The organism is Bradyrhizobium sp. RD5-C2, from assembly GCF_019972155.1.
In the GTDB taxonomy this organism is placed as follows: Bacteria; Pseudomonadota; Alphaproteobacteria; order Rhizobiales; family Xanthobacteraceae; genus Bradyrhizobium.
Window position 1 is genome coordinate 150,011 of record NZ_BOVL01000005.1, and the last position, 25,891, is coordinate 175,901.

Below are 25,891 nucleotides of genomic sequence, written 5' to 3' on the forward strand. Positions count from 1 at the left end.
TTTGAACGCGTCGCTTCATTTCATGGGCCGGCGCCGTTCGCGCCGGGACCCGCGACCAATTGAGCCCTTCGACCGTGATCGGTCGGTATCGAGATCAGCAAAAGTCATAGTCAGGGAGCAGTCATGCCGAAGACCAAGCAGCAGCATCTTGATCGTGACGCCGGACCGAAGCGGATATTGGCGCTCGACGGCGGCGGCATTCGCGGCATTCTGACGCTCGAATATCTGGCCGCGATTGAGACGCAGTTGCGCGAGCGGCACAAGAACAACGACCTGCTGCTTTGCGACTATTTCGACCTGATCGGGGGCACCTCGACCGGATCGATCATCGCAGCCGGGCTTGCCTGCGGCATGACCGTGGATGCCTTGAAGAAGCTCTATCGCGGGATCGGTACGGACATCTTTCAGGAGTCATTCTGGCGGCGGGGGCTGCTGGCGCCGAAATTCGATTCCGACGCCTTGCAGCACGCGCTCGATGCGCAGCTCGGCGCCGATACCGTGCTCGGCGGCGATCGCATCCGCACCGGCCTGATGATCATGACCAAGCGGCTCGATACCGGCAGTCCCTGGCCGTTGCACAATCATCCGGACGCGACCTTTGCCAAGCAGGACTGTGCGTTGCGGCTGACCCAGGTGGTGCGCGCCAGCACCGCTGCGCCAACCTATTTCAAACCCGAGGAGATCACGATCTCGGCGCGCGACGGTCACACGGTCAGCGGTGCCTTCGTCGACGGCGGCGTCAGCCCGTTCAACGATCCGGCGCTGCAACTCCTGATGCTCGCGGCACTCCATGGCCACGGCTTTCGCTGGCATAGCGGCAAGGACAAGCTGCTGCTGATCTCGGCGGGTACCGGCGTATTCAGGGCGACCTATGCGACCGAACAGATCGTCCGCATGCCAGCGGCGGAGCAGGGTGTGCGCTCGCTGCAATCGCTCATGGACGATTGCAGCCGGCACAATCACGGCATGCTGCAATGGCTGACCAATTGCCTGACGCCGTGGCCGATCGATCGCGCGGTGACGGATATGATCGCGGATAGCCAGAACGGGCCGCAACTCGCGACCTACGCGCGCTACAACGTGCTGCTCGAAACGGCCTGGCTGAAGGAGAAGCTCCGCATCGATCGGACGCCGGACGCGCTTGTGAAGGTTGCCGCGATGGACGACCCCAAGAACATGGACGAACTCGCCGGGATCGGACAACTCGCCGCGAAGGAGCAGGTCAAGCCGGAACATTTCCCGGCGGCCTTCGATCTCACGTGATGCCGCGCGGAGCGGCGTCGCAACACGCGGACCCCGGCTTCGACAGGGAATTCGCCTTCAGTTAAGTTCGTCACCTGGACACAATGATCCAATCATGAGTCGAGGTGTCGCGATGGCCACGGAACAAGACGCCAAATCACCGAACACGGTGGTTCTCTTCAGCGGTCACATGATCGATGCGCCAGATCGAAAAACGCCACGCTTTCCACCGGACAAGGAGCCCGCGGCCGCCGCTGCGATCGCCGACGCACTTGCGAAGATCGGTGTCACCAAAGGTGATCTCGCCATTTGCGGCGGCGCCTGCGGCGGCGACCTGTTGTTTGCGGAAGCGGCCCTCGCGCAGGGCATGCGGCTTGAAATCTATATTCCATTCGATGAACCGACTTTCCTTGCCGGCTCGGTCGATTTCGCTGGCGGCAATTGGCGCGCGCGCTATTTCGCGGCGAAATCGAAGGCCACGCTCCATGTCATGCCCGACGAACGGGGGCCGCTGCCGGCCGGCGAAAACGCCTATGAGCGCGACAATCAATGGATGCTGGAGCGGGCCGCCCGGTTTGGCGACAAGAAGCTCGCCTTTGTCTGCCTGTGGAACGGCGAAGGCGGCGATGGACCCGGCGGCGCCAAGCACCTGATGGATGAGGCGGGGCGCAAGACGACGTGGGTTTACTGGCTGGATACAAGAAAATTATGGGACTGAAGGATTTGCAAGATGCCGTCTTGTTTCATGATCATGCCTTACGGTCGCAAACCGACCCAGGCCGACCCCAAGTTTGGTCCGGCCGAGATCGATTTCAACGCGCTGTGGGATCGCGCCTACGTACCCGCCATCAAGGCACTGGGTTATCAGCCGGTGCGTGCCGACCAGGACACCAGCGCATTGATCGTCAGTGAAATGCTGGAACGGATCTACTTCGCCGATCTCGTGCTGGCCGACATGACGATTCCGAACGGCAACGTCTATTACGAGGTCGGTATCCGCCACGCATCACAGAAGACCGGGTGCGTGTTGCTTGCGGCCGACTGGTCCAAGCAATTGTTCGATGTCGTCCAGATGCGAACCGTCCGCTATCCGCTGCCCGAGGGCGAGATCACCGAGGCGACCGCCGCCGCCATGCAGGCCGCGATCAAGGAGCCGATCAAGGCGCTTGCTGACGGGATTTCGCCGATGCAGCAGTCGATTCCGGGCTATCCGGACAAGGTCGATCCGCGCAAGGCGATGACGATGCGGAGCCAGCTCGCCGAGCAAGCCGCGTTTCAGACCAAGATACGCGCGGTGCGCGCGACGCCCACGGATCAGCGCATGGCACGGGCCCAAGCGCTGATCGCGACCGAGGGAAGCCCGCCCGCCACTTATGCAAAGGCGCTCGCTTTGTTGCTGATGCTGCGCGACTGCGTCAATGATGCCGCCGGCTGGAACATCGTGCTGGATTTCATCGGCAAGCTTCCCGACCGCTTCTCCGACGAGCCTGAAGTGCAGGAGAATCGCGCATTTGCTGCGGCCCAGGCCGGCGACGACATCCAGGCCATTGCCGAGATCCAGACATTGATTGATTTCGCGGGACCGACGCCGGAGCGGCTCGGTCTGATGGGTGGCCGCCACAAGCGCCTCGCCAGAGCCGCACCAGCCGGCTCGCCCGAACGCAAGCAGGAGCTGGAGAAAGCGATCGACTGTTATCAGCAGGGCATGGAGCTCGATCTCAACGCCTATTATTGCTCCAGCAATCTACCTCGTCTCTATCGCACGCGGGGAAGCGCAGGCGACGAGGAGCGCGCGCAATCGGTCCTGCGGCTGGTGATCGCCGCCTGCGAGCGGGCGAGGCGAATGCAGATCGCTGACGAATGGCTGCGTCCGACGCTGCTCGCGGCGGCCTTCGATCTCGGCGAGCCCGACAAGGCCGATGAACTCGCGGACGCCGTTATTGCCGAAGGTCCAGCCAGATGGAAGGTGAATGGCGTGCTGAGCGACCTTGAGCAAACGGTCGCACAGGTCGCCGATCCCGCCAAGCGCGCGCGATTGTCCGCCATCGTCGGCAAGATCAAGACGGCCTGATCGCGCGCTTCTTGCATTTCAGCCTCAGCCCAGCCGCATCGACAGCTCGACGTCTTCGCCGGACGGCGTCGACATGTAGCCGTTCGCCGGCGAACGCACCCGTGCCAGATAGTCGGGGCTGTAATCGGCATTGTCGGCGACGACGAAGGCGCCCGGCTTCAGGCGGCGCTCCACGAGATCGAGGATGTCGGGGTAGAGCGCCTTGGCGCCGTCGAGCAGCACGAGGTCGATCGCATCGGGCAGATCGGTGCGCAGCGTCGTCAGCGCGTCGCCCTCGCGGATCTCGACCAGGTCATTGAGACCGCCGGCGACGAGATTGTCCCGGGCCCGCGCCACCTTGGACGGTTCGAACTCGGACGTGATCAGCCGGCCGCCGCCATTGTCGCGCAGCGCGGCGGCGAGGTGCAGCGTCGAGATGCCGAACGAGGTGCCGAACTCGACGATGTTCCGTGCCCGCGCGCCGCGCGCCAGCATGTAGAGCAGCGCGCCGGTCTCGCGCGAGACCGCGAGCGGCACGTTGTTGAAGCGGCTGTAGAGCGCGCGGTAGTCGGTCCTGCTGCGCATCAGGCCCGCCCGTTCCTCGTCGGAAAGGTCGGCCACCGCGCGCCGGGTTTCTTCCCTCGCGGCGGAGGCTTGCTCGAACAGGCGGTCGAGCTGGCCCGCGAGCTCAGGTGAATTGAGGGTGGTCATGTGGGTCTCCGGTCAAAAAAGCGGCGCATCCTTGCGCCCCGCCAGAAATACGAATAATTATTCGCATTCGCTAATCGCATTCCCCAGGGCGTTCATGACCGAACGGCGAAGCTCTTCAATTTCCTCGCGAAAACAGCCGCAACAGGCCCGCTCCGCCGAGCTCGTCGCGGCGATTCTCGATGCTGCTGTTCAGGTTCTGACCAAGGAGGGCGCGCAGCGTTTCACCACGGCACGGGTGGCCGAGCGGGCCGGCGTCAGCGTCGGCTCGCTGTACCAGTATTTTCCGAACAAGGCGTCGATCCTGTTCCGGCTGCAGAGCGATGAGTGGCGGCAGAACTCCAGCCTGCTGCGCGACATTCTCGCAGACCGCTCGCGGCCGCCATTGGAGCGGTTGCGTTCGCTGGTACACACCTTCATCCGCTCCGAATGCGAGGAGGCCGCGGTGCGCGTCGCACTCAACGACGCCGCGCCGCTCTATCGCGACGCGCCCGAGGCGCGCGAGGTGAGGGCAACCGGCGAGCGCATCGTCGAAGTCTTCATGCGCGAAGCATTGCCGAAGACGTCAGATGCCGTGCGTGCGATGGCTGGCGCTCTGATCACGACGACGATGAGCTCGGTCGGCAAGAATTTTTCCGAGAGCCCACGAAGTCAGGCCGAGATCGAGAGCTACGCGGACGCGATGGCCGACATGTTCTGCGCGTATCTCAGGAGTCTTGGAAAGCGCTGAAGCGCCCACCGTCGATCCGGCCGTCGTTCACGTGTAGTGCTTGGCGACAAGCAGAAACCCGAGCACGCCGCCGGTCACAGCGAGAACGGCCGCGCCATTGCAGAAACTCATGTAAGCGGCCGACCAATAAGAGGCAGTCTGAGAGGCCGCCGCAACTTTCTTCGGTTTCCGAGCCAAACCAATGCATTCCTGAAAAAGGCGCCGCCACCAGGTCAACGCAGGTGACGGCGCCCGTCTGAGGGCTTCAGGGCGAAACCCCGCGGCAGCGTAAGCCGCGATGATGAATGGTTCGTATATCGCCTCGAGGTTCCCTTAGAACGAGGCGTAGGCGTTTCGGAACGCGATCGCGCCGGCCAGTGAGCGCGGCCGCGTGCGCACGGCATGCCCGTCGTTGCCGCTCTGGACGATCCACTGGCCGTTCTCGTGACCCACGATCTTGCCGACATGGTGACGCCAGACGACGATCGCGCCGACCGAAGGGCCGCCTGCATTGCTGCCGTATCGCGCCCAGGATCGCGCGAGATTGTATTGCGGACCGGGATCGCTGCCGACCTGCGTACGCATGAACCACCCGCACCACGCGGCCGGGCGGCCGGAATGTGCATGGTGTCGATAATGGTGATGACGGCCGCGAGCTTCAGCAGCAGATGAAGCGAAGGCCAAAAGCACGGCGACAGCCGCGAGAGTTTTACGCATTACAAAGTCCTCTTGTTGTTGGCAGACCATCCTGATTATGAGAGGGGCGCAGCGACGATCTGCGATTTGGTTGCGAAGCGACCGCATCGGTCAGGCGACGCAAAACAGAGGCGGGGACATGGCCCGCACGGGCCTTTAAGAAACGGGCTATGGCCAAAATATGGCAGCCAAATCCCGTCTGGCGACACAGCATGGCCGGCATGTCCTGCGCGTATCTGAAGCGCCTCACGAAGCGCTGATACAGGCAGAATTGCTCCGAGAGCATGTTCGCAGGTACCGCGTCCTGCAGAACCGGGTTAACAGAAGCGCCCGGCAGCAGACGGAGCTCCGCTTCGCTCAGGAGCGCCACGGTCCGGACAGGAGGGCCAGTTCGCTGGCATGCAATCGTGAATCTTGAGCAACGTCTGAATGAACTCAACATCGAGCTGCCGATGTCGGCGGCGGCCGGCGGCGCCTACGCGCCGGTGGTGGTCCATGGCGACACGATCTATGTCAGCGGTCAGCTTCCGCGCGACGGCGACAAGGTGCATGTCGTCGGCCAGGTTGGCCGTGATGTCACACTGGAGGAAGCCAAGCGGGGCGCACGGCTGGCGCTGATCCGCGGATTGGCCGCGATCAAGGCGCATCTCGGGTCGCTCGATCATGTCACGCAGATCCTGAAGCTCACGGTGTTCGTGCACAGCGCAGCGGATTTCAGCGGTCAGACGGCCGTCGCCGACGGAGCGTCGGAGCTCATCATGGAGCTGTTCGGTCCGGAACGGGGCCTGCACACCAGGACGAGCGTTGGCGTCGCGCAGCTTCCGCGCAACGCATCGATCGAAGTCGAGTTGATCGCAGCGCTGGCGCGCTAGAGCATGATCCGGAAAAGTGCGAAGCGGTTTTCCGAAGAGATCATGCTCAAACAACAAGCTGAAGCGCGATGACGATTCAACTCAATCTCATCGCGCTTTAGGCGCGAAGCGCGTCTTCCTCTTCCCATGCCAATTTCGCGTAGCACCTCAGCCAAAAGTTGCACGCTTACGCGTCTGTGTATTGACGGCTGCGGAGCTTCGGGACGACACTCATGCCAACAAGCAATGAGCTCGTAGGCATCTGGTCTAAGTTCCCGGAGAGGACACCATGTCGAAACGCAGCGAAAAGCGCCGCGCAGGCGCGCTCGATTCCGGCCGCCGAAATTTCCTGAAGGGTGCAACCGCCGCCGGTGCGGCGGCGCTGGCTGCCCCCGCCGCCGGCAACACTGCAATGTCAGGCATTGCCGAACAGCGTCCCAAGAAAGCGCTCAAGGCTGCGCTCCCCGGCCCGAGGCTCGCGGCGGCCGATGCGCTGCCGCCGCCGGCCGATCCGGTCAATCAGACCTCGAGCGGCGGCGACTTCATGGTCGACGTGCTCAAGACGCTCGACATCGATTACCTCGCGATGAATTGCGCCTCGAGCTTCCGCGGACTGCATGAGGCCATCATCAATCATGGCGGCAACAAGAAGCCCGAGATCATCACCTGTCCGCATGAAGAGATCGCGGTGCATATGGGCCAGGGCTACGCCAAGATCGAGGGCAAGCCGCTTGCCATGATCTGCCATGGCGTGGTCGGTCTGCAGCATGCATCGATGGCGATGTACAACGCCTGGTGCGACCGCGTCCCGGTCATCGTGATGGGCGGCAACATCATGGAAGCCGACAAGCGCGCACCGGGCGCCGAATGGCCGCATTCGGCAATCGACCCCGCGGCGCTGACCCGCGACTTCGTCAAGTGGGACGACCAGCCAGCCTCGCTGCAGCATTTCGCGGAATCGGCGCTGCGCGCCTACAAGATATCAACCACGCCGCCGATGGCGCCGGTGATGCTGTCGCTCGACCAGGAGCTGCAGGAAAACCCGATCGAGAATCGCAACCGCCTCCGCATCCCGAAATTCACCCCGGCGCTGCCGCCGCAGGGCGACGACGCGGCGCTGGCCGAGCTCGCCAAAATGCTGGTCGCGGCGGACAATCCGGTGATCCTGTGCGACCGGATGGCGCGCACGCCCGCCGGCATGCCGCGCCTGGTGGAGCTTGCGGAAACCCTGCAATGCGCCGTGATCGATAATTTCGGGCGGATGAATTTTCCTTCGCGCCACCCGCTGAACCAGTCGTTCCGCCGCTCCATCCTGTCGCAGGCCGATCTGATCCTGGCGATGGAGGTCAACGACATCTGGGGCTCGCTCAGCGATTTCCACGATCGCATCGTGCGTACCTCTGAGCCGCGCTACAAAAAGTCGGCCAAGATCGTCACGCTCGGCACCCGCGGCCTGTACATGAAGGCCAACTACCAGGACCTTGGCCGCTATCAGGAGGTCGATCTCGACATCGCTGGTGATGCCGAGGCGAGCCTGCCGGCCTTGACCGAGCAGGTCAAACGCAGGATCGACGAGGGACGCAAGGCCGCGCTCGACGCACGCGGCAAGAAGCTCGCGGCCACCCAGCTCGCCACCGTCGAGCAGGCGAAGCTTGACGCAACGATCGGCTGGGACGCGAGCCCGATCACCACGGCGCGGCTGTGCGCCGAGCTCTACAGCCAGATCAAAGATGAGGACTGGTCGCTGGTCGGCACCTCGATCGGCCTGTCATGGCCGCATCGCTTGTGGAATTTCACCAAGCCCTATCAATGGAACGGCGGTTCCGGCGGCGGCGGTGTCGGGTACACTTTGCCGGCTTCGCTCGGGGCTGCGCTCGCCAACAAGCGGCACGGACGATTGACGGTTGCGATCGGCGGCGACGGCGACTTCATGTTCGTGCCTTCGACGCTCTGGACGGCCGCGCACCATCAGATCCCGATGCTCTACATCGTGCACAACAACCGGGCCTACCATCAGGAATACATGTATCTGCAAGCGATGGCCGCCCGCCACGGCCGCGGCATCACCAACGCCGATATCGGCACCACGATCAAGGATCCCTTCGTCGATTATGCGACCGTCGCCAAGGGGTTCGGCGTCTATGGCGAGGGACCGATCAGCGATCCGAATGCGCTGGCGCCGGCGCTGAAGCGCGCCATTGCCATGGTCAAGAGCGGCCAGCCGGCGCTGCTCGACGTCGTGATGGATCAGCGGTGAAGCGGAGATGGCGATGATGAATATTTCCGTAAAGCATCTTGTCGCCGTCGCCGCGATCGCGGGGGCTTTCGCGTTCGGCAATGTCGTTGCATCGCGCGCCGAGGACGCGCCGGCCGGTGATGCCGTCAACGGCAAGCGGCTTTATCTTGCCGACGGCTGCTTCGAATGCCACGGCCGCGCCGGGCAGGGCGGTCGTTTCAACTACCTGACGCCTGCGCTGGCGCAGATCGCGCTGCCGGTGGAATCCTTCATCGCCTTCCTGCGCGAGGCGCCGAACGACATGCCGTCATTTTCCGCAGACGTGCTGTCGGACAAGGATGCCGCCGACATCCACGCCTATCTCAGCTCGCTGCCGGGACCGAAGGCGGCCAAGGATATTCCGCCGATCCTGAACCAGTGAGGGAGTTCGCGAGGCGCCGGACTGTTTCGTCGTCGCTCGCGCGCGCCTTGGCTTCGACGGATGCGCTTCACCCTTGCAGCCCACGCGTGGCGGTGCCACGCGATGCAATCCACGTTTGTTGATTACGCTTCGCGATTGGCTGTGTTCGATCGCGTTCGCCTTGCCTTGACGAGGTGATGCGAAACGGGCGGGGCGTTGGCCAACGCTCGTTTCAGATGGCGCAAGGCGACGCAGGCAGAGCGTTCGCCATTGCGCTGAACGTTCAGTAAAATGATCCACTAAACATCGGGTAGAGCCGAGCGCTGGGTGCTTTCCACTATCGGCGTTGGTGCACTGCAGCGATTATCTCGCGCTGGATAGCGCGGACAGCTTCTCTTGAGGTTCGCAAGAAACCCGCTTGACGGGTTCCTGAATTTAGTAATACGTTTAGTATTACAAAAACGATAAACATCGCGCATCGAGCTGATGCGTGGGAGGAGCCCCGCCATCCGGACCCCGATGTCCGGACGCGTTCAGTCTCGCTCTCCATCATCGCTCATCAACTCGGTTTTCGAAGTCTCGGCGTCAATCCGGCATGGATGCGCCGGGCGAGTTAGGTGCTTCAACGATAGGGAGGAAATGGATATGCGAAGATTGGGATGGTTACGCAGTACGGTGGCGTCCGCGGTCGTTGCGGCCGCAGCACTGGGGGGTCTTGGCGGCGGGCAAGCCGCAGCGCAAGGCAAGCAGCTCACGCTGTGCTGGGCGGCATGGGATCCGGCCAACGCACTGGTCGAGCTGGGCAAGGACTTCACCAAGCAATCCGGCATCGAGATGAAGTACGAGTTCGTCCCCTGGACGAGCTACGCCGATCGCTTCCTCAACGAGCTCAACTCGCACGGCAAACTGTGCGACCTGATCATCGGCGACAGCCAATGGATCGGCGGCGCCGCCGAGAACAAGTGGTACGTCAAGCTCAACGATTTCTTCGACAAAGAGAAGATCTCGATGGACGATTTCGTCCCGGCGACGGTCGTCGGCTACTCGCAGTGGCCGAAGAACACGCCGAACTACTGGGCGCTGCCGGCCATGGCCGATGCGGTGGGCTGGACCTATCGCAAGGACTGGTTCTCGCGGCCCGAGATTCAATCCGCGTTCAAGGCCAAGTACGGTCGCGATCTGGCACCGCCGAAGACCTATGACGAGCTGAAGCAGATCGGCGAGTTCTTCCAGGGCCGCGAGATCGATGGCAAGAAGGTCTATGGCGCCTACATCTTCACCGAGCGCGGCTCGGAAGGCATCACGATGGGCGTGACCAACGTGCTCTACAATTACGGCTTCGCCTACGACAATCCGAAGAAGGCGTACCAGATGCAGGGCATCGTCAATTCCGCCGACGCCGCCAAGGGGCTCGAGTTCTACAAGGAGCTCTACAAGTGCTGCACGGCACCGGGCATGACCAACGCCTACATGCAGGAAGGACTTGACGCCTTCAAGTCCGGCCAGGTCGCGATGCAGATGAACTGGTTCGCCTTCTTCCCCGGCCTCTACAAGGATCCGAATGTCGGCGGCGACAAGATCGGCTTCTTCGTCAATCCGGCCGGTCCGAAGGGGCACTTCACGCAACTCGGCGGGCAGGGCATCTCGGTGGTGGCAACCTCCGACCACAAGGACGACGCGCTCGCCTACATCAAGTGGTTCGCGCAGCCCGCCGTGCAGCAGAAGTGGTGGCAGATCGGCGGCTACTCGGCGCTCAAGGCGGTGGTCGACGCACCCGACTTCCCGAAGAGCGCGGCGTTCGCGCCGCAATTCCTGGAGTCGATGGGTATCGTGAAGGACTTCTGGGCTGAGCCGTCCTACGCGCAGCTGCTGCTCGACATGCAGAAGCGAGTGCATGACTACGTCGTGGCCGACAAGGGCACGTCACAGCAGGCGCTCGATCTCCTGGTCAAGGACTGGACCAAGGTGTTCAAGGAGCAGGGCAAGGAAGTCGCCTCGCAATAGCACCCGCCTGCACTTCATCTGAACTGGATTCCCCGAGGGCCGCCTCGGGGAATCCGAACCGGCCCAGGCCAGCTGATGGATACGATGACGACGATCCTGCAACCCGATCATGCTACGATCCCAGGCGTGAGCAAGCCTGTTAAATCCCGCGCCGGGCGGCGTGTCCACGGCCTGTCGGACCGGGCCATAGCCTGGCTGTTCGTCGCGCCGACGATCGCGCTGCTGCTCGCGATCAACATCTTTCCGCTGATCTGGATGATCCGGCTGTCCTTCACCAACCTCAACCTCAGCATGTCCTATCTGCCGCTGCGGTTCGTTGGCCTCGACAATTTCAGGGACATCCTCACCGACGAGGACGTCTGGTTCCGATTGCAGACCACGGCGCAGTTCGTGATCTCGTCGGTGGCGTTGCAGGTGGTCGTCGGCTTCGGCCTGGCACTTTTGATCAACCGTCAGTTTCGCGGCCACAGCTTCTGGACCACGATCATCCTGCTGCCGATGATGCTGTCGCCAGCGGTGGTCGGCAATTTTTGGACGCTGCTGCTGCAGCCGCAGATCGGACCGTTCAACTACCTGATCAGCCTGTTCACCGGCGTGCCGCCGAGCTCGTTCAGTATGACCGGGCAGGTGTCGCTGGCGCCGTGGACCATCGTGCTGGTCGATACCTGGATGTGGGCGCCCTACGTGATGCTGATCTGCCTCGCCGGGCTGCGCTCGATCCCCGACTACATCTATGAGGCCGCGGAAGTCGATCGCGCCTCGCCCTGGCGGCAGTTCTGGTCGATCACGCTGCCGATGACGGTGCCGTTCCTGATGCTCGCGGTGCTGTTCCGTGCGATCGAGAACTTCAAGATGTTCGACATGGTCAATCTCCTGACCTCGGGCGGGCCGGGCTCGACCACCGAGCTGGTGTCGATCTCGCTGAAGCGCGCGGCGTTCGAGAAGTGGCGCACCGGCTATTCCTCGGCGCTCGCCATCATCCTGTTCGTGACCGTGTTCGGCGCCGCCAACATCTACGTCAAGACGCTCAATAAGGTGAAGCAACGATGACCGCTGTCGCCACCAAATCCACTGCGCATTCGATCGTCGAGGCCTCGCCGCGCACCAAGGCGTTCGCCGGCGGCTTCGTCATCCTGTACGCCGTGATCACGATCCTGCCGCTGCTGTGGATCGTCGCCACCGCGTTCAAGTCGCAGAGCGACGCCATCGCCTATCCGCCCAAGGTGATCTTCGAGCCGACCCTCGAAGGCTATGTGAACCTGTTCACGGTGCGGACGCGCCAGACGCCGGAGTTCATCGCCAAGCTGCCGCCGCCGGAGACCTGGTACGACAAGCTGGTGCGCAAGCGGGACATGGTGATCGCCGGGCCGTCTAAGGTCGTGCCGCGCTTCGTCAACTCGCTGATCATCGGCTTCGGCTCGACCTTCCTCGCGGTCTTCCTCGGCACGCTCGCGGCATATGCGTTCTCGCGCTTTCGCATTCCGTTGGCGGACGATCTGCTGTTCTTCATCCTCTCGACGCGCATGATGCCGCCGGTCGCCGTGGCGATCCCGATCTATCTGATGTACCGGCAGCTGAACCTGACCGATACGCGGCTCGGCATGATTTTGCTCTACACCGCCGTGAACGTCTCGCTCGCGGTCTGGCTGCTCAAGGGCTTCATCGACGAGATCCCGCGCGAGTATGAGGAGGCGGCGCTGGTCGACGGCTATACGCGCCTGCAGGCGCTGCGCAAGGTGGTGTTGCCGCAGGCCGTCACGGGAATCGCTGCGACCGCGATCTTCTGCCTGATCTTCTCCTGGAACGAGTATGCCTTCGCGGTGCTGCTGACCAGCGGCGAGGCGCAGACCATGCCGCCCTTCATCCCCTTCATCATCGGCGAGGGTGGACAGGATTGGCCGGCGGTTGCCGCCGCGACCACGCTGTTCGTCGTCCCGATCGTCATGTTCACCGTGCTGTTGCGCAAGCATCTGCTGCGCGGCATCACCTTCGGAGCGGTGCGCAAATGAGCGGGTCTGTGGTTGCCAAGAATGGCGTAACTCGGGCCGGCGTCGCGCGCTGGTTTCGCCGCGGGCCGTGGGAGGCCGTCGCGATGACCCTGATCGGAGGCGGCATCGTCATGCTGGTGCAGCCCTGGTCGATCGATCTCTACAGTTACTCGTTCGTGACGATCCTTGCCGGCACGATCGGCTTCGTCATCGTCAGTCATTTTCCGGAATAGCCCCATGGCACAGATCCGCATCGAAAACCTGCGCAAGTCGTTCGATCAGTTCACCGCAGTGGAAGGCTCGACCTTCACGATCGACGACGGCACGTTCTTCGCGATGCTCGGGCCCTCCGGCTGCGGCAAGACCACCACCTTGCGCATGATCGCCGGCCTCGAGCTGCCGACCGAAGGCAAGATCCTGCTCGATGGCGAGGACGTCACGTTCCACCGTGCCGCCGCGCGCGATATCGCCTTCGTGTTCCAGCTGTTCGCGCTCTACCCGCACATGAATGTCGGGGAGAACATCGGCTTCCCCCTGAAGTGCCAGGGCATGGGCCGGCGCGAGATCCGCGAGCGGGTGCAGGAGACCGCGCGGATGTTGCGGATCGAGCACCTGCTGTCGAGCAAGACCTCGAAGCTTTCGGGCGGCGACCGGCAGCGCGTCGCGCTCGGGCGGGCCATGGTGCGGCGGCCGAAGGCGTTCCTGATGGACGAGCCGCTGGGCGCGCTCGATGCCGAGTTTCGCCATCTGATGTGCGGCGAGCTGCGCGACCTGCACGATCGCATCAAGGCGACCACGGTCTATGTCACGCACGACCAGCTCGAGGCGATGTCGATGGCCGACCAGATCGCCGTCATGAACAAGGGCCGTGTCGAGCAGATCGGCACGCCGCAGGAGGTCTACGACCGGCCCGCGAGCATGTTCGTCGCCGATTTCATCGGCTCGCCGCCGATGAACTTCCTGCGTTTCGAGGGCGGCTTGCGATCCGGCGATCGCGCGGTCAGCTTCCACGACACCAGGCTTGCGGTGCCAGAAATTCGTGAGGACCGCGCCAGCGCGCCGCTGGCGCTCGGCGTCCGTCCGGAGCATATCCGCTTCGCCGACGCGGGCGCTGTTCGCGGCGAGGTGTTCGGCGCGGAATATCTCGGCACCACCCAGATCGTCACCGTCGACACGGCCTATGGCCGGGTCGCGGCGCGGCTGTCTTCAAGTGCATCGGTGCAGATCGGTGAAACCATCGGTCTCGAATTCAATGCCGAGCGGCTGGCGCTGTTCGACATCGGCAGCGGCCGTGCGATCCGGACCGCGAGCGCGGAGGGCGCGCGCCATGGCTGACGTCACCCTGCGCAACGTCAACAAGCGCTTCGGCGCGATCGAAGCCGTCCGCGATCTCTCGCTGACGGTGAACGACGGCGAGTTCCTCGTCCTGCTCGGGCCGAGCGGCGCCGGCAAGACCACGACTTTGCGGCTGATCACCGGACTGGAGAGCCCCGATACGGGCTCTGTGATGATCGACGGGCGCGACGTGACGCAGGATCCGCCGGGCTCGCGGGATATCGCCTTCGTGTTCCAGCAATATTCGCTGTATCCGCATCTCACGGTCTACGACAATCTGGCGTTTCCGCTGCGCTCTCCCGCGCGGCGGGTGGCGGAGCCGATCATCCGCAAGCGCGTCGAGCAGACCGCGGAGCTGCTGCATATCGCAAGCAAGCTGAACAACCGCGCCACCCGGCTGTCCGGCGGCGAGATGCAGCGCGTGGCGATCGGCCGGGCCCTGGTCCGCGATCCCTCGATCTATCTGATGGACGAGCCGTTGTCCTCGCTCGACGCAAAGCTCCGCGCGGAGCTGCGGCTTGAGCTCAAGCGGATCCAGATCGAGCTCGGCGCGACCATCCTCTACGTCACCCACGATCAGGTCGAGGCGATGACGATGGCCTCGCGCATCGGCGTGATCAGGGACGGCCAGTTGCTTCAGCTCGGCACGCCCCGCGAGATCTACGAGAGCCCGTCCAGCAGCTATGTCGCCTCGCGGCTCGGCACGCCGCAGATCAACTTCCTGCCAGCGCGCCTGCTCTCCGATGTCGCGATGCCGGTCGGAACCGAGACGGTCGGCATTCGCACCGAGCATCTTCAGCTCGCCGCGCGCAATGGCGGGCAGATGGTCGGCCGCGTGCACCGGGTCGAGCACCTCGGCGAGCAGAATCATATTCATCTGGACTATAAGGGCGAGACGCTGGTGACGCTGGCGGATCCGCATCAGCCGCTGCAAGCCGGCCAGGAGGTCGACTTGCATCTGGTGCGTCCGTTGTGTTTCGACCGCGCCGGGCAGCGCATTGCCGCGGCGGTTCATTAGAGGGGCGAGAGGATCGAGGAGATGTCGGTGCCATCAGAGACATTGAAGTCGTTGGTCAAGGCGGCCGCAGAGCAGGTCATCGCCAGCGCGCCGGAGCTGACCAGCCTGGATCAGGCGATCGGCGATGGCGACCACGGGACCAACATGAAGCGCGGTTGCGAAGCCGTGCTCGGCAAGCTCGATGTGATCTCGGCGCAGCCGCTCGACGAAGCGCTAAAGATGATCGGCAAGACCCTGGTGATGACGGTCGGCGGCGCCTCGGGGCCGCTCTATGGCAGCTTCTTTCTTGCCGCCGGCGAGGCGCTGTCGCACGACAAGCACCTGCCCGAGGATCTCGCCGATGTGTTCGGCAGCGCCGTGAACGCTGTGAGCGCGCGCGGCCGCTCGCAGGTCGGCGAGAAGACGATGCTGGACGTGCTGGTGCCCGTGCTGGAGACGTTGAAGACGGCGGCCGGCCAGCCGGATCTGATCGCGCGGGTGCGCACCACCGCGACCGAGGCGGTCGAACGGACGGCGCCGATGCAGGCCACCAAGGGACGCGCGTCGTTCCTCGGCGCGCGCAGCGTCGGGCATGTCGATCCCGGCGCGCGGTCGAGCTGCGTGCTGGTGCAGGCGGTGTGCGCCGGCCTGGAGGCACGCCCATGACCGACACTGTGGGGATCGTGATCGTCTCGCATTCCAGCGACATCGCCAAGGGAACCGCCGACATGGTGCGGCAGATGGTCGGCAGCGAGGTCAAGGTGGCGTTCTGCGGCGGCAATCCCGACGGCGGATTGGGCACCAGCGTGCCGCTGATCATCGACGCCATCAATGCTGCCTGGTCGCCGAAGGGGGTCGCGGTGCTTGTCGATCTTGGCGGCGCCGAAACCAACAGCGAAATGGCGGTCGAGATGCTGGAGCCGGCGCGGCGCGATCTCGTTGTCGTCTGCAACGCACCGATCGTCGAAGGCGCCGTGATGGCGGCGACCGAGGCGGCGGGCGGCAGCTCGCTGGCCCAGGTCAAGGCCGTGGCCGAAGAACTCTCTGCCGACTGAAACGTCGGCGAAGCGATGATGGATGATGAGTATGCTTGATAAAGCGGACGGACAGATCTTCACCGGCAATGTGCGGTTGGTGCATGCGGTGGGCATGCACGCGCGCCCGGCGGTCAAGCTGACCAAGCTCGCCAAGAAGTTCGAGGCGCAGATCTCGGTGCGGGTCGCGGGTGCGCCCGAGTGGATCAACGCCAAGAGCGTGGCCAAGATCATGGCGATGCGCGCCGCGCACGGCAGCACGATCGAGATCAAGGCTTCCGGTAGCGACGCCGAGGCCGCCGTCGCGGCCCTCGTCGATCTGGTCGCCAGCGATTTTCCGGATGGAGCGGGCTAGCATGCAGGGCGGCGCTGCAGGATCGGCTTACCGCGGCAGGACCGCCTCGATCGGCTTTGCCCATGGTCCGCTGGTCCGCGTCGATGCGGGCGCCGGTGGCGAGCGGGTGGCCGGCACGCTGGTCGAGGAGGCGCTCGCCTTGCGCAAGGCGATCGATCTCGCAAGCGGGCAGATCGCCGATCTTGCCGCCAGCGCCGGCGGCGAAGCCGCGCAAATCCTCGAATTCCAGGTCGCATTGCTGGAGGATGAGGATCTGATCGAGGCGATCTTCGCGTCGATCGGCGAGGGGCGTCCGGCCGACGTCGCATGGCGCTCGACGCTCGACGAGCACATCGCGGAGTACAATGCGGCGGCGGATGAGTATCTGCAGGCGCGTTCGTCCGACCTTGCGGACCTGCGCGACCGCGTGGTGCACATCCTGCGCGGCGACGAGGGCGAGCCGCTGAAGATCCCGAGCGGAGGCGTCGTCTGTGCCGACGACCTGCCACCGTCGCGCTTCCTGGAGATCGACTGGTCCGGCGGCGGCGGCCTGGCGCTGCTGCACGGCAGTCCGACCAGCCACGTCGCGATGCTGGCGCGGGCGCGCGGCATCCCGATGGTCGTGCAACTCGGTGCTATTCCCAATGCCGGCGCCACGGCGCTGCTCGACGGCGAAGGCGCGACGCTGGAGCTCGATCCCAGCGCCGAGCAGGTGCGCATCTTCGAGAAGCGGCGCGAGAGCCATCGCAAGAGCAGGGCATCCGCGCGCGCGATCCTGCGTCGGCCGACCGCCTCGTGGCGCGGCGAACACATCAAGCTCCTGATCAATATCCAGCGGGTCGACGACCTCGAGCATGCGGATGCGCAATATGCCGACGGCATCGGGCTGATGCGGACCGAATTCCTGCTCGCTGGGCGGAATGACCTGCCGGATGAGGAGACCCAATTCCAGGCCTATGACGCGGTGTTGCGCTGGGCCGGCCAGCGGCCCGTCACGATCCGCACGTTCGATGCCGGCGGCGACAAGCCGGTGCCCGGCTTTACACTGGATGGCGAGGCCAATCCGTTCCTCGGCGTGCGCGGCTTGCGGCTTTGCCTCGCCCGGCCCGAGATTTTTGCCGTCCAGCTCCGCGCGCTGGCGCGCGCCGCGGTCCGTCGCAATCTCAAGGTTATGTTCCCGATGGTGACGTCGGCGGACGAGCTCGAGGCCGGACGGAAGCTGTTCGCCGATATCGTGCAGCGCTTGCAGGCGGACGGCATTGCCGCGATGCTCCCGGATCTCGGAATCATGGTCGAGGTTCCGGCGGCGGCCCTGGCGATCTCGAGCTTCAAGGCGTCTTTCTTCTCGATCGGCTCGAACGATCTCGCGCAATATGTGCTGGCCTGCGATCGTTCCAACGGAGCTCTCGCCCCCCTGATGGACCCCCTGCATCCCGCAGTGCTCGAACTGATCGCGCGGACCGCCGAGCACGGCCGCCGCGCCGGCGTCAGTGTCAGCCTGTGCGGCGACATGGCGGGTGATCCGCGCTGTGTTCCTGCGCTTCTGAACTGCGGCCTGCGCGAATTGTCGGTGAACCCATCGGCGCTGGCGCAGATCAAGCAGACCATCGACCGGCTGAGCAGCGGAGGCGGTGTTGGCTGACACGGCGGCCGATGAAGCGCCCGAAGCCGGCGCGGTTGCGGCCTACAAGCGCATCTTCAAGGAGGTGCTGGAGAGCCGCCCGTCCGGCATGCGGCTGCGCCTCGCCCATGCCATGGGCAAGAACCGCAGCTTCGTCAGCCAGATCAGCAATCCGGCCTATCCGGTGCCGATCCCGGTGCAGCATCTCAACACGATCTTCGATGTCTGCCACTTTCCGCCGCAGGCGAAGACTGCCTTCTTGCGCGCCTATGCGCGCGCGCATCCACGCCGCGTCGGCCGGCTGAGCGAAGGATCGCATGAGCGGACGCTGACATTGCATCTGCCGGATCTCGGCAGCGCCAAGCGCAACGCCGAGCTCGACGCGCTGCTGCAGGAATTCACGCGGCGCCTGATCGGCATCATGCGGGAAAAATAGGCGAAAACGCCAACCAAAGCGTTTTCGAGCGAAGTGGCTACCGGTTCGCGTGAAGAAAACGCGTCAAAACAACAACCTGGAGCGTCGTTCCGATTGATCGGAACGAAGCTTTGGACGAAGCGGGGAGGACACCATGAAGAAGTTCATCAATGCGGTCGACAATGTGCTCGGCGAAAGCCTCGACGGCTTCGCCGCCGCGCATGCCGATCTGGTCGTGCTGGGCGCCGAGCGCAAATTCGTGCGCCGCCGCGAGCTGAACGGCAGGAAGGTCGCGCTGGTCTCGGGCGGCGGCAGCGGGCACGAGCCGCTGCATGCCGGCTTCGTCGGCCACGGCATGCTGGATGCCGCATGTCCCGGACAGGTGTTCACCTCGCCGACGCCCGACCAGATCGTCGAAGCCGCGCAGGCGGTCGCGGGCGATGCCGGCGTGCTGTTCATCGTCAAGAACTACGCCGGCGACCGCATGAATTTCGAGATGGCCGCCGAGATCGCCGAAGGCCGCACCGCCACCATCGTGACCGATGACGATGTCGCGGTTGAGAAATCGACCTACAGCATCGGGCGCCGCGGCGTCGCCGGCACCTTGATCGTCGAGAAGATCGTCGGCGCCGCCGCCGAGAAGGGCGCCGATCTCAAGACCTGCGTGGCGCTCGGCGAGCGCGTCAACGCACGGACGCGCTCGATGGGCGTGGCGCTGACCAGCTGCACGGTCCCGGCTGCCGGCACGCCGACCTTCACGCTCGGCGCCGACGAGATGGAGATGGGCGTCGGCATCCATGGCGAGCCGGGCCGCCGTCGCGTCAAGCTCGCGGAGGCCGACGCGATTGCGTCAGAAATGACGACCGCCATCGCCGACGATCTCGCCGCGCCGGCAGGCTCCGAGGCCTTGTTGCTGGTCAACGGCTTCGGCGGCACCCCGACGATCGAGCTCTATCTGATGTACAACGCCGCGCGCCGCATGCTCGAGAGCCGCGGCCTGCGCATCGCGCGCTCGCTGGTCGGCAGCTACGTCACCTCGTTGGACATGGCCGGCTGTTCGCTGACCGTGAGCCTGCTCGATGCCGAGACGTCGGCGTTGTGGGACGCCCCGGTGCGTACGGCCGCATTGAAATGGTGATCGCCGCGGCTGTCGGCCGCATGGATGTCGGCGCAGCTCAAAAGGACTGATATTGGAATCTGCGGCCCATACCCGAAATGAGGCCGTCCGTCTTCGCTCTCGTGTCGCTCGAGCTTCGCCGGACACGTTTCGCCGTTGCAATCTTGACGCGGCTGCGCCACGCGAAGCCCGCAAGGGCGAAGCGTGGTGCCCCTGGCCGGAATCGAACCAGCACTCCTTGCGGAACTCGATTTTGAGTCGAGCGCGTCTACCAGTTCCGCCACAGGGGCATTCGCGGTGGACCAGGCCGAGACGGGCCAGGGTCGCGAAGCGCGGCGGACTATAGCGGGCGGTCCGTCACGGTCAACCCGCGCGGATGTGATTGTCCCGCGCCTCGACAGCGGTATTTTGGCGCGATACGACCCGGGCTGAGCATGGAGCAGGGGTCATGACCCTGCCGGACGATGCTCGCAGGAGGACTGCCGTGACCCTCGCCACCGCCCATCCGTCGGATGCTTCCGCCACCGGCAATCCGGCGCTGACTTCGGCCCTGGCGATTGCTGTGATCGCGGCGGTGACGCTGGCCGGCGCCTGGTTCTTCCAGCTCGTGCTGGAGATCATGCCCTGTCCGCTCTGCCTCGAGCAGCGCTATGCCTATTATCTCGCGGTCCCGCTCGGCGCCGTGGTGGCGCTTGCGGCCGCCCGTGGCGCGGCGCGCCCGGTGCTGCTCGCGGGCCTTGCGATCCTCGGCCTCGCCGCGCTCGCCAATGCCGGGCTCGGCGCCTATCACGCCGGGGTCGAATGGGGGTTCTGGCAGGGGCCGACCGACTGCACCGGCCCGATAGTGGATTTCGGCAAGGCCGGCTCGCTGCTGGATCAACTCGACAAGGTCAAGGTGGTCCGCTGCGACGAGGTGCAGTGGCGCTTCCTCGGCATCTCGCTTGCCGGCTACAACGTGCTGATCTCGCTCCTGATGGCCGCGATCGCCGGCTGGGGCGTGGCGAAGGCTGCCAAGGCTTGAGTTGGAGACTCGACTTGGAGAGCCTGATTTACAGGCCCTGACTCAATCGATCTGTTTCTTCCGGTCTATTTCTTCTTGCCCGGCGTGAAGGTCGGCTGTCCGCCCTTCTGGCTGGGAGCCGCGGCGATCACCTTGATCTTCTCCTTCTTGGGCTTCTTGGTTTCCCGGTTGCCGTGTCGCTCGCCTTTGGACATGTCGGTCTCCCTCTGTCTCTCGAGATCATCGGCTCGGTCAGAACCCGGCTGCGGAGCAGCCCGAACGCCGACGTGGATTCGCTTTGCCTGAAGTGATGGTGGTCGACCGTAGGCCGATCGCCTTCGAATAGCGAGCGCCAAAGCGGTCTGCGGCGCGCTGCGGCAACAACGCGCAGGATGCTATGAGGAGCGGCCTTCGCCCCTCGTTCGGCGAGAAAGCCAAGAACACCAGGAAAACCAACGAGAAAGCATTGGCTATTGCCGCCGAAGCGGCGCATGCTGGCCGCGGGGCCGCACCGGCGCAAGGCGTTTCGTAAAAGGCTGCCCCATGACCATGCGCTCCCGACGTGAAGTCGTCACCTTCCAGCATCCATTCCGGATCAGAGGCATCGATCGTGAATTGCCCGCAGGCGCCTATGACGTCATTACCGATGAAGAGGCGATTGAAGGGCTCTCATTCGCGGTGTTCCGCCGTGTCGCCACGATGATCATCGTCCCGGCACAAGGCTCCCGCGGATTGACGACGGAGATGGTGTCGATCGGCTCGGTCGATCTGGCGGACGCCCAGCGTATCGATTTGAGCGCCTCGAATGACTGACGAACCGCTCGACCTCGATCGCCACCGCGGTATGGCGGCGCAGAAAGCCACCGATATTCGCCGTGCGCTGGCGGAAATCGAGACCCATGCGAGGGATCTGCGCGAGCGCCAGGTCACGCTCGAGACCGGACTGCTGGCGGTACCTGCTACGTCGTGGCCGGAGGTGGCTGCCAAGGCGCGCTACGTTTTGAATCTGTACGCAGCGAGCCTGCCGCCGGAGGATACGAGGCATCGCGATCTGGTCACGGCAATTCTCGAGGATTTTGTCCGGCTCACCGAGCCGCGATGAACCAGAACCAGTTCGCGGCTTTGAAGGAGCTGATCGCATGACGCTTACCCAGGGTCGCTTCATCAGCTACGAATACGACCGGATGGTCGTGCTGTTTTCGATGCATGACGACGAGAAGGAGATCCATTGCGCGATCTCGACCTCCGCGATGGATGAATTAGAAGGCGGGGCGCTCGGGCGCGCGGGCCATCGCGAGACTCAGTTCATGCGGCTGCGCGAGCGCATCGAGGCCTGCGCCGATGGCAAGTACCAGGCGAAGGAGTTCGAAGGGGCGCCGCCCCGGATCATCCTGCGCAGCATCGATTTTCGGAAGCCGAGATAGCGGCTGCTCTGTGCGAAGGCCCTGATGCGCGTGTCAGGTGTTTCAATGTGGAGGCTATCCCGCCTCGCCGTCCCGATCATGCGCGACAGACGAGCCCATGCTGATCATCGTGCACCGCGTCCCCGTCGAGTTGCTGCTGTTGGCCAATGAGACGTTGTTGCGCCTCAGGAGCCGACGCAATCTCGTCGCCACGTTGATGAGCGAGCAGCGCCCGCGATACACCATCTCCGAAATACATGGTGCGAGCCGCCGGCTGACCGCGCTATGGCGCGCGGTCGCCAGGGAGCGGCTCGAGGAATGGAGCGAAGCACAGCCCGATTCGGTCTATGCCCGGATCACCGGGCACTTGTGGCGTGCCGCAGCCGTTGCGAAACTGCAAATCGACCGGGACGAGGAGCTGTGGTTCGATCCCGATGAACTGGTCGCGTTGGCGCGATCGTTCCGCGATCAGCCGGACCAGTCGACGGCCGAGGCAGGTTAGGTAGAGCCAACGGGTCCGCGAAAAGCGCGGCTCGATGACAGGCTCCGCGAAACCCACCACGCTTCCACCCGTCCGCCTCTCAATCCGTCATGCTGAGGAGGCCGCGCTTGCGGCCGTCTCGAAGCATGCACGGCCACCAGCCGGGCCGTTCATCCTTCGAGGCTCGCTCCGCTCTCACCTCCAGCGACAAAGGCGAATCCTTTGTGCGGGGATGACGGAATTAACAGGTGAGCCTTGGACTAATCGTCGACGTCGTCCTGCGGCCGTCCGAACAGATGGATGATGCCCGGCGTCGAGATGGTGACGAACAGGAAGCGCGACAGATGATGCGCGCCGACGAAGATCGGGTCGATGTGCAGCGTCAGCGCCAGCGCCAGCATCGCGTCCATCGCGCCGGGTGCGAAGGCGACCACGACGTCGGCGAGCCGCACATGGGTGGTGAAGGCGATCACCGCGACGAACACGGCCGAGATTGCGATCGCGATCGCAAACGAGCCGAGCCCGGCATTGACGTGGCTCAGCAGGGTCGAGGTCTTCATCCGCGCAAAGCGGGTGCCGATCAGCGCGCCGATGCCGACCAGCGCGACGTTGCGCAGCCAGGGCGGCAGGCCGCCATCGACCAGCCCTGAGCCATGCAGCAGGCTGGAGGCGAGCATCGCACCGAACATCCAGCTGGCGGGGAATTTGATCCAGCGCAGCAGCAGCGAGACGCCGATCGACCCGGCGACTAGGGCGACAAGGCCGAACGGCGAGGCAACCGTCGTCGGCAATGGCGGCGGCGCCGCGTGCGTCACGCCGGTCAGCGCCAGCACCAGCGGCAGTGCCGCGGTCAGGATGATGACGCGCATGGTCTGAACCACGGCGATCGCCGCGACGTCGGCGCCCTTCTCCGCGGCGAGGATCGTGATCTGCGAGAGCGCGCCGGGGCTGCCGGCGAGGAAGGCCGAGGTCTGGTCCCAGCCATGGATGCGTTGCAGATAGACGCTCGAGCCGAAGGTCGAGCAGAACGTCGCCAGCGCCAGCAGGGCGATGGTGAGCGGATAGGAGCTCATGTGCTGCAGCAATTGCTGCGACATCAGCGAGCCCAGCGAGATGCCGAGCAGCAGCAGCATCGATTGCGTCAGCACCGGCGGCACCGCGAGCGGCCGTCCGGCCAACGCGGCGATCCCAACCGCGCACATCGCACCCGAGATCAGGCCGCCCGGCAATCCCGCCCATAAAAACAGCAGGCCGCCGCCGGCGCCGATGACGAGAGTCTCGAGCCCGTTCAGAACTATGCTGCGGTCGGGAATGGCGGTCGCCATCGAAGCGCGGATCAGGGTCACGCCGCCTTATGGCAAATTCGCAACCACGGGACAATTGCATCTCGCGATTGCAGCATTGCGCCCCGGCTTGCCCGGCGCACAGATTTTCACCCTCCCCGGCGGGGAGGGTGAAGGACGTCAAAATACGTCTACGCGTTACTTCGCGGCCGGCGCAGCGGCAGCACCGCCCGCCTTCTTGCACTCGGAGCGGAATTTCTTGCGCTCCTTGCCATGCAGGCCCTTGGCGTCGGCTTGCTTCGAGCACTCCAGCGACTCGGCGGTGCGCGGCTTGGCTTCCTTGGCCATCTTGCCGTCGGCCTTCGGAGCGGCGTCCTTGGCGGCGGGCGCGGCGGTTTGCGCGAAGGCGCCGCCCATCAGCAGCAGGGAGGCAAGGGCGGTTGCGGTCGCGAGCTTGGAAATCGTCATCATGGGACACCTCGTGGGGGCAGGAGCCGAAACGTTGCGCGGCCATGATGAACCGTGGATGAACATGCGGTGGTCCAGCCGCCACAATATTTTAACGGCCAAGGGCGTCCGCACGTTGTCGCAAGTCGGGGTTGCGCTAGGATAATGGTCTTACGCCAATGCCCCCAAGGGAAGCCGAGGGAAACCTCACGGGAAACCAGGGATGACGGGAGACCAGGGATGACCATTCAGACCAGATTGTTGTGTGTGATTGCGGTATCGGGCTTTGCAGCTTTTGCGGCGAGCGCGCCGGCGCAGGCCCTGACCGCGCAGGAATGCAGCGCCAAGTACCAGGCGGCCAAGTCGGGCGGCACCCTCAACGGCCAGAAGTGGAACGATTTCCGCAAGGCGCAATGCGGCGCCGACGCAACCCCGGCCGCGGCGCCCGCCGCTCCTCCGCCCGTTGCTGCGGCGCCAGCTCCGGCCGCGCCGAAGGAAGCCAAGCGGGAAGCCGCTCCCGCCGCGGCACCCGCCGCACCGGCAGGGCCCGCCGTGTTTCCGAACGCGATCGATCCCAAATACGCCAAGGAATCCGAAGGCAAGGGGCGCATGCACACCTGCGTGGACCAGTACAATGCCAACAAGACGACCGGCGGCAACGGCGGCCTGAAGTGGATCCAGAAGGGCGGCGGCTATTACAGCGAATGCAACAAGAAGCTGAAGGGCGCCTGAGCCCAGCCACATCTGTCATCGCCCGCGCAGGCAGGCGATCCAGTACGCCGCAGCGTCTCGGTTCGCGCACGGGCGTCTCTGGAATACTGGATCATCCGCATGCGCGGGTGATGCACCGATGGTGAGGCGAGACACTCGATGTGAGATCGACAGGCGGCCGGTGCAAGCCGGCCGCTTTTCTTTCGGCAGAAGCGTTATTGGCCTTCCGCAAGCAGCTTGTCCGCCGATTGCGCCAGCAGTTGCGCGCGCTTGCGCGGGCCGCGTTCGAGAAACAACAGGCTCTGGCCGAAGATGAAGCAGTAGAACAGGAAGGCCTGCGCATCGGCTTCGTCGGACGAGAGCCCGGTGGCGCAATAGAGCTGGCCGACCTGCTTCAGCCGCGCGGCATCGACGCTCGCGGCGGCGGCCGCCGCGGCGTCATCGGTGCGCGCCCATTGCCGGATCGCGAGCTCCACCGCCATCGCCTCGGTGTTCATGCGCTCCGAATAGAGCGTGATGATCGCCTTCAGCCGCTCGCGCGCGCTGGCGCCGTCGAGCGCGGTCTGCTTCTCGATTGCGGCGATGCGGCCGTCGCGCCAGCGCGCCAGCATCGCCTCCAGCAGCGCGGCGCGATCCCTGAAGCGGCGGTAGAAGCCGCCCTTGGTGACGCCCAGATTCTTCGCCAGCACCTCGACCCGCACGCCATCGACGCCGCTATGCGCGAGCTCGGCAAAGCCGGCCGCGACCCAGACATCGCCCTTGCTTTCAGTCATGTGATCTCCGCGGATCGGTCCCGATACGGCACCGTATTGCTAGCCTGCTTGGTGCC

The 25,891-nt window shown here is 64.6% G+C and carries 31 protein-coding genes and 1 tRNA gene; 25 read left to right on the forward strand and 7 right to left on the reverse strand.

What is annotated here, in order from left to right:
* Positions 1–123 precede the first annotated feature (123 nt).
* The 3 genes from BraRD5C2_RS02855 to BraRD5C2_RS02865 all read left to right on the forward strand — a co-directional run bounded on the left by BraRD5C2_RS02855 (position 124) and on the right by BraRD5C2_RS02865 (position 3,313).
* A complete protein-coding gene (locus tag BraRD5C2_RS02855; protein ID WP_223966708.1) occupies positions 124–1,263 on the forward strand; it encodes a patatin-like phospholipase family protein in 1,140 nt (379 codons plus the stop codon).
* A gap of 112 nt (positions 1,264–1,375) precedes the next feature.
* Entirely contained in the window at positions 1,376–1,960 is a 585-nt protein-coding gene (locus BraRD5C2_RS02860) for a hypothetical protein (protein ID WP_223966710.1), read from the forward strand.
* A gap of 12 nt (positions 1,961–1,972) precedes the next feature.
* On the forward strand, positions 1,973–3,313 hold the full coding sequence (locus BraRD5C2_RS02865; protein WP_223966712.1) for a tetratricopeptide repeat-containing protein: 1,341 nt from the start codon (positions 1,973–1,975) through the stop codon (positions 3,311–3,313).
* Positions 3,314–3,337: 24 nt separating this feature from the next.
* Here BraRD5C2_RS02865 and BraRD5C2_RS02870 read toward each other — a convergent pair whose 3' ends face one another.
* Positions 3,338–4,003 carry an O-methyltransferase gene (locus BraRD5C2_RS02870; RefSeq protein ID WP_223966713.1) on the reverse strand — a complete coding sequence of 222 codons (666 nt, stop codon included), beginning with the start codon at positions 4,001–4,003 and terminating at the stop codon, positions 3,338–3,340.
* Between the two features lie 94 nt (positions 4,004–4,097).
* Here BraRD5C2_RS02870 and BraRD5C2_RS02875 point away from each other — a divergent pair, with 94 nt between their 5' ends.
* Positions 4,098–4,730: a TetR/AcrR family transcriptional regulator gene (locus tag BraRD5C2_RS02875; RefSeq protein ID WP_223966714.1), complete on the forward strand. Its 633-nt coding sequence runs from the start codon at positions 4,098–4,100 to the stop codon at positions 4,728–4,730.
* Between the two features lie 312 nt (positions 4,731–5,042).
* On the opposite strand, the gene BraRD5C2_RS02880 is transcribed toward BraRD5C2_RS02875, so the two are convergent.
* Positions 5,043–5,294 (reverse strand): C40 family peptidase, encoded by a 252-nt coding sequence (locus BraRD5C2_RS02880; protein ID WP_097673702.1) that lies wholly within the window; start codon positions 5,292–5,294, stop codon positions 5,043–5,045.
* A gap of 518 nt (positions 5,295–5,812) precedes the next feature.
* Here BraRD5C2_RS02880 and BraRD5C2_RS02885 point away from each other — a divergent pair.
* The 15 genes from BraRD5C2_RS02885 to dhaK all read left to right on the forward strand — a co-directional run bounded on the left by BraRD5C2_RS02885 (position 5,813) and on the right by dhaK (position 19,758).
* On the forward strand, positions 5,813–6,277 hold the full coding sequence (locus BraRD5C2_RS02885) for a RidA family protein (RefSeq protein ID WP_223966715.1): 465 nt from the start codon (positions 5,813–5,815) through the stop codon (positions 6,275–6,277).
* Between the two features lie 268 nt (positions 6,278–6,545).
* Positions 6,546–8,513 carry a thiamine pyrophosphate-binding protein gene (locus BraRD5C2_RS02890; RefSeq protein WP_223966716.1) on the forward strand — a complete coding sequence of 656 codons (1,968 nt, stop codon included), beginning with the start codon at positions 6,546–6,548 and terminating at the stop codon, positions 8,511–8,513.
* A 16-nt stretch (positions 8,514–8,529) separates the two neighbouring features.
* Positions 8,530–8,913, forward strand: coding sequence for a c-type cytochrome (locus BraRD5C2_RS02895; RefSeq protein ID WP_223966717.1), 384 nt, complete (start codon positions 8,530–8,532; stop codon positions 8,911–8,913).
* 624 nt (positions 8,914–9,537) lie between these two features.
* Positions 9,538–10,896: an ABC transporter substrate-binding protein gene (locus tag BraRD5C2_RS02900; RefSeq protein WP_212314086.1), complete on the forward strand. Its 1,359-nt coding sequence runs from the start codon at positions 9,538–9,540 to the stop codon at positions 10,894–10,896.
* Between the two features lie 75 nt (positions 10,897–10,971).
* The gene (locus BraRD5C2_RS02905; RefSeq protein WP_223966718.1) at positions 10,972–11,946 is read left to right on the forward strand and encodes a carbohydrate ABC transporter permease; all 975 of its coding nucleotides are present in this window, start codon (positions 10,972–10,974) and stop codon (positions 11,944–11,946) included.
* Positions 11,943–12,905, forward strand: coding sequence for a carbohydrate ABC transporter permease (locus BraRD5C2_RS02910; RefSeq protein ID WP_223966720.1), 963 nt, complete (start codon positions 11,943–11,945; stop codon positions 12,903–12,905). Before BraRD5C2_RS02905 ends, BraRD5C2_RS02910 begins: the two co-directional genes overlap by 4 nt.
* Positions 12,902–13,117, forward strand: coding sequence for a hypothetical protein (locus BraRD5C2_RS02915; protein ID WP_223966721.1), 216 nt, complete (start codon positions 12,902–12,904; stop codon positions 13,115–13,117). Before BraRD5C2_RS02910 ends, BraRD5C2_RS02915 begins: the two co-directional genes overlap by 4 nt.
* 4 nt (positions 13,118–13,121) lie before the next feature.
* The gene (locus BraRD5C2_RS02920) at positions 13,122–14,219 is read left to right on the forward strand and encodes an ABC transporter ATP-binding protein (RefSeq protein WP_223966722.1); all 1,098 of its coding nucleotides are present in this window, start codon (positions 13,122–13,124) and stop codon (positions 14,217–14,219) included.
* Positions 14,212–15,237 (forward strand): ABC transporter ATP-binding protein, encoded by a 1,026-nt coding sequence (locus tag BraRD5C2_RS02925; protein ID WP_223966723.1) that lies wholly within the window; start codon positions 14,212–14,214, stop codon positions 15,235–15,237. Before BraRD5C2_RS02920 ends, BraRD5C2_RS02925 begins: the two co-directional genes overlap by 8 nt.
* Positions 15,238–15,258: 21 nt before the next feature.
* Entirely contained in the window at positions 15,259–15,882 is a 624-nt protein-coding gene (gene dhaL / locus BraRD5C2_RS02930) for a dihydroxyacetone kinase subunit DhaL (RefSeq protein WP_223966724.1), read from the forward strand.
* Entirely contained in the window at positions 15,879–16,271 is a 393-nt protein-coding gene (dhaM, locus tag BraRD5C2_RS02935; RefSeq protein WP_050419392.1) for a dihydroxyacetone kinase phosphoryl donor subunit DhaM, read from the forward strand. The genes dhaL and dhaM overlap by 4 nt, the downstream gene beginning before the upstream one ends.
* Before the next feature lie 31 nt (positions 16,272–16,302).
* Positions 16,303–16,605 carry an HPr family phosphocarrier protein gene (locus tag BraRD5C2_RS02940; protein WP_374707951.1) on the forward strand — a complete coding sequence of 101 codons (303 nt, stop codon included), beginning with the start codon at positions 16,303–16,305 and terminating at the stop codon, positions 16,603–16,605.
* A gap of 1 nt (position 16,606) precedes the next feature.
* Positions 16,607–18,226 (forward strand): phosphoenolpyruvate--protein phosphotransferase, encoded by a 1,620-nt coding sequence (ptsP, locus tag BraRD5C2_RS02945; protein ID WP_223966725.1) that lies wholly within the window; start codon positions 16,607–16,609, stop codon positions 18,224–18,226.
* Positions 18,216–18,641, forward strand: coding sequence for a hypothetical protein (locus BraRD5C2_RS02950; protein WP_308444385.1), 426 nt, complete (start codon positions 18,216–18,218; stop codon positions 18,639–18,641). Before ptsP ends, BraRD5C2_RS02950 begins: the two co-directional genes overlap by 11 nt.
* A gap of 133 nt (positions 18,642–18,774) precedes the next feature.
* Positions 18,775–19,758, forward strand: a complete 984-nt coding sequence (gene dhaK, locus BraRD5C2_RS02955) for a dihydroxyacetone kinase subunit DhaK (RefSeq protein WP_223966726.1) — start codon at positions 18,775–18,777, stop codon at positions 19,756–19,758.
* 184 nt (positions 19,759–19,942) lie between these two features.
* On the opposite strand, the gene BraRD5C2_RS02960 is transcribed toward dhaK, so the two are convergent.
* A tRNA-Leu gene (locus BraRD5C2_RS02960) sits at positions 19,943–20,027 on the reverse strand.
* A gap of 158 nt (positions 20,028–20,185) precedes the next feature.
* Here BraRD5C2_RS02960 and BraRD5C2_RS02965 point away from each other — a divergent pair.
* On the forward strand, positions 20,186–20,758 hold the full coding sequence (locus BraRD5C2_RS02965) for a disulfide bond formation protein B (RefSeq protein WP_223966727.1): 573 nt from the start codon (positions 20,186–20,188) through the stop codon (positions 20,756–20,758).
* Positions 20,759–20,823: 65 nt separating this feature from the next.
* Here the strand turns inward: BraRD5C2_RS02965 and BraRD5C2_RS39350 are convergent, their stop codons facing one another.
* Entirely contained in the window at positions 20,824–20,952 is a 129-nt protein-coding gene (locus tag BraRD5C2_RS39350; protein ID WP_263009968.1) for a hypothetical protein, read from the reverse strand.
* A 328-nt stretch (positions 20,953–21,280) separates the two neighbouring features.
* Here BraRD5C2_RS39350 and BraRD5C2_RS02970 point away from each other — a divergent pair, with 328 nt between their 5' ends.
* The 4 genes from BraRD5C2_RS02970 to BraRD5C2_RS02985 all read left to right on the forward strand — a co-directional run bounded on the left by BraRD5C2_RS02970 (position 21,281) and on the right by BraRD5C2_RS02985 (position 22,642).
* Positions 21,281–21,550 (forward strand): hypothetical protein, encoded by a 270-nt coding sequence (locus BraRD5C2_RS02970; protein WP_223966729.1) that lies wholly within the window; start codon positions 21,281–21,283, stop codon positions 21,548–21,550.
* The gene (locus BraRD5C2_RS02975; protein ID WP_223966731.1) at positions 21,543–21,839 is read left to right on the forward strand and encodes a hypothetical protein; all 297 of its coding nucleotides are present in this window, start codon (positions 21,543–21,545) and stop codon (positions 21,837–21,839) included. Before BraRD5C2_RS02970 ends, BraRD5C2_RS02975 begins: the two co-directional genes overlap by 8 nt.
* 37 nt (positions 21,840–21,876) lie before the next feature.
* Complete coding sequence (locus tag BraRD5C2_RS02980) at positions 21,877–22,161, forward strand: DUF1488 family protein (protein ID WP_092123564.1); 285 nt, start codon at positions 21,877–21,879, stop codon at positions 22,159–22,161.
* Between the two features lie 97 nt (positions 22,162–22,258).
* On the forward strand, positions 22,259–22,642 hold the full coding sequence (locus BraRD5C2_RS02985) for a hypothetical protein (protein ID WP_223966733.1): 384 nt from the start codon (positions 22,259–22,261) through the stop codon (positions 22,640–22,642).
* A 239-nt stretch (positions 22,643–22,881) separates the two neighbouring features.
* Here the strand turns inward: BraRD5C2_RS02985 and BraRD5C2_RS02990 are convergent, their stop codons facing one another.
* Together BraRD5C2_RS02990 and BraRD5C2_RS02995 are read right to left on the reverse strand one after the other, a co-directional pair.
* On the reverse strand, positions 22,882–23,967 hold the full coding sequence (locus BraRD5C2_RS02990; RefSeq protein ID WP_374707952.1) for an AbrB family transcriptional regulator: 1,086 nt from the start codon (positions 23,965–23,967) through the stop codon (positions 22,882–22,884).
* A gap of 135 nt (positions 23,968–24,102) precedes the next feature.
* On the reverse strand, positions 24,103–24,375 hold the full coding sequence (locus BraRD5C2_RS02995; protein WP_223966735.1) for a PsiF family protein: 273 nt from the start codon (positions 24,373–24,375) through the stop codon (positions 24,103–24,105).
* A gap of 216 nt (positions 24,376–24,591) precedes the next feature.
* Here BraRD5C2_RS02995 and BraRD5C2_RS03000 point away from each other — a divergent pair, with 216 nt between their 5' ends.
* The gene (locus BraRD5C2_RS03000; RefSeq protein WP_223966737.1) at positions 24,592–25,083 is read left to right on the forward strand and encodes a hypothetical protein; all 492 of its coding nucleotides are present in this window, start codon (positions 24,592–24,594) and stop codon (positions 25,081–25,083) included.
* A 194-nt stretch (positions 25,084–25,277) separates the two neighbouring features.
* Here the strand turns inward: BraRD5C2_RS03000 and BraRD5C2_RS03005 are convergent, their stop codons facing one another.
* The gene (locus tag BraRD5C2_RS03005; RefSeq protein WP_223966739.1) at positions 25,278–25,835 is read right to left on the reverse strand and encodes a TetR/AcrR family transcriptional regulator; all 558 of its coding nucleotides are present in this window, start codon (positions 25,833–25,835) and stop codon (positions 25,278–25,280) included.
* Between the last annotated feature and the right edge of the window lie 56 nt (positions 25,836–25,891).

Excerpts from the sequence above, each read along its gene's own strand:
- BraRD5C2_RS02890 (WP_223966716.1), top strand. The coding sequence starts at position 6,546 with ATGTCGAAACGCAGCGAAAAGCGCCGCGCAGGCGCGCTCGATTCCGGC.
- BraRD5C2_RS02965 (WP_223966727.1), top strand. The coding sequence starts at position 20,186 with ATGACCCTGCCGGACGATGCTCGCAGGAGGACTGCCGTGACCCTCGCC.
- ptsP (WP_223966725.1), top strand. The coding sequence starts at position 16,607 with ATGCAGGGCGGCGCTGCAGGATCGGCTTACCGCGGCAGGACCGCCTCG.
- BraRD5C2_RS39350 (WP_263009968.1), bottom strand. The coding sequence starts at position 20,952 with ATGTCCAAAGGCGAGCGACACGGCAACCGGGAAACCAAGAAGCCCAAG.
- BraRD5C2_RS02855 (WP_223966708.1), top strand. The coding sequence starts at position 124 with ATGCCGAAGACCAAGCAGCAGCATCTTGATCGTGACGCCGGACCGAAG.
- BraRD5C2_RS02985 (WP_223966733.1), top strand. The coding sequence starts at position 22,259 with ATGCTGATCATCGTGCACCGCGTCCCCGTCGAGTTGCTGCTGTTGGCC.
- BraRD5C2_RS02920 (WP_223966722.1), top strand. The coding sequence starts at position 13,122 with ATGGCACAGATCCGCATCGAAAACCTGCGCAAGTCGTTCGATCAGTTC.
- BraRD5C2_RS02865 (WP_223966712.1), top strand. The coding sequence starts at position 1,973 with ATGCCGTCTTGTTTCATGATCATGCCTTACGGTCGCAAACCGACCCAG.
- BraRD5C2_RS02980 (WP_092123564.1), top strand. The coding sequence starts at position 21,877 with ATGACGCTTACCCAGGGTCGCTTCATCAGCTACGAATACGACCGGATG.
- BraRD5C2_RS02970 (WP_223966729.1), top strand. The coding sequence starts at position 21,281 with ATGACCATGCGCTCCCGACGTGAAGTCGTCACCTTCCAGCATCCATTC.
- BraRD5C2_RS03000 (WP_223966737.1), top strand. The coding sequence starts at position 24,592 with ATGACCATTCAGACCAGATTGTTGTGTGTGATTGCGGTATCGGGCTTT.
- BraRD5C2_RS02860 (WP_223966710.1), top strand. The coding sequence starts at position 1,376 with ATGGCCACGGAACAAGACGCCAAATCACCGAACACGGTGGTTCTCTTC.
- BraRD5C2_RS02900 (WP_212314086.1), top strand. The coding sequence starts at position 9,538 with ATGCGAAGATTGGGATGGTTACGCAGTACGGTGGCGTCCGCGGTCGTT.
- BraRD5C2_RS02905 (WP_223966718.1), top strand. The coding sequence starts at position 10,972 with ATGGATACGATGACGACGATCCTGCAACCCGATCATGCTACGATCCCA.
- dhaK (WP_223966726.1), top strand. The coding sequence starts at position 18,775 with ATGAAGAAGTTCATCAATGCGGTCGACAATGTGCTCGGCGAAAGCCTC.
- BraRD5C2_RS02895 (WP_223966717.1), top strand. The coding sequence starts at position 8,530 with ATGAATATTTCCGTAAAGCATCTTGTCGCCGTCGCCGCGATCGCGGGG.
- BraRD5C2_RS02910 (WP_223966720.1), top strand. The coding sequence starts at position 11,943 with ATGACCGCTGTCGCCACCAAATCCACTGCGCATTCGATCGTCGAGGCC.
- BraRD5C2_RS02875 (WP_223966714.1), top strand. The coding sequence starts at position 4,098 with ATGACCGAACGGCGAAGCTCTTCAATTTCCTCGCGAAAACAGCCGCAA.
- BraRD5C2_RS02940 (WP_374707951.1), top strand. The coding sequence starts at position 16,303 with ATGCTTGATAAAGCGGACGGACAGATCTTCACCGGCAATGTGCGGTTG.
- BraRD5C2_RS02880 (WP_097673702.1), bottom strand. The coding sequence starts at position 5,294 with ATGCGTACGCAGGTCGGCAGCGATCCCGGTCCGCAATACAATCTCGCG.
- dhaM (WP_050419392.1), top strand. The coding sequence starts at position 15,879 with ATGACCGACACTGTGGGGATCGTGATCGTCTCGCATTCCAGCGACATC.
- BraRD5C2_RS02915 (WP_223966721.1), top strand. The coding sequence starts at position 12,902 with ATGAGCGGGTCTGTGGTTGCCAAGAATGGCGTAACTCGGGCCGGCGTC.
- dhaL (WP_223966724.1), top strand. The coding sequence starts at position 15,259 with ATGTCGGTGCCATCAGAGACATTGAAGTCGTTGGTCAAGGCGGCCGCA.
- BraRD5C2_RS02870 (WP_223966713.1), bottom strand. The coding sequence starts at position 4,003 with ATGACCACCCTCAATTCACCTGAGCTCGCGGGCCAGCTCGACCGCCTG.
- BraRD5C2_RS02995 (WP_223966735.1), bottom strand. The coding sequence starts at position 24,375 with ATGATGACGATTTCCAAGCTCGCGACCGCAACCGCCCTTGCCTCCCTG.
- BraRD5C2_RS02925 (WP_223966723.1), top strand. The coding sequence starts at position 14,212 with ATGGCTGACGTCACCCTGCGCAACGTCAACAAGCGCTTCGGCGCGATC.
- BraRD5C2_RS02975 (WP_223966731.1), top strand. The coding sequence starts at position 21,543 with ATGACTGACGAACCGCTCGACCTCGATCGCCACCGCGGTATGGCGGCG.
- BraRD5C2_RS03005 (WP_223966739.1), bottom strand. The coding sequence starts at position 25,835 with ATGACTGAAAGCAAGGGCGATGTCTGGGTCGCGGCCGGCTTTGCCGAG.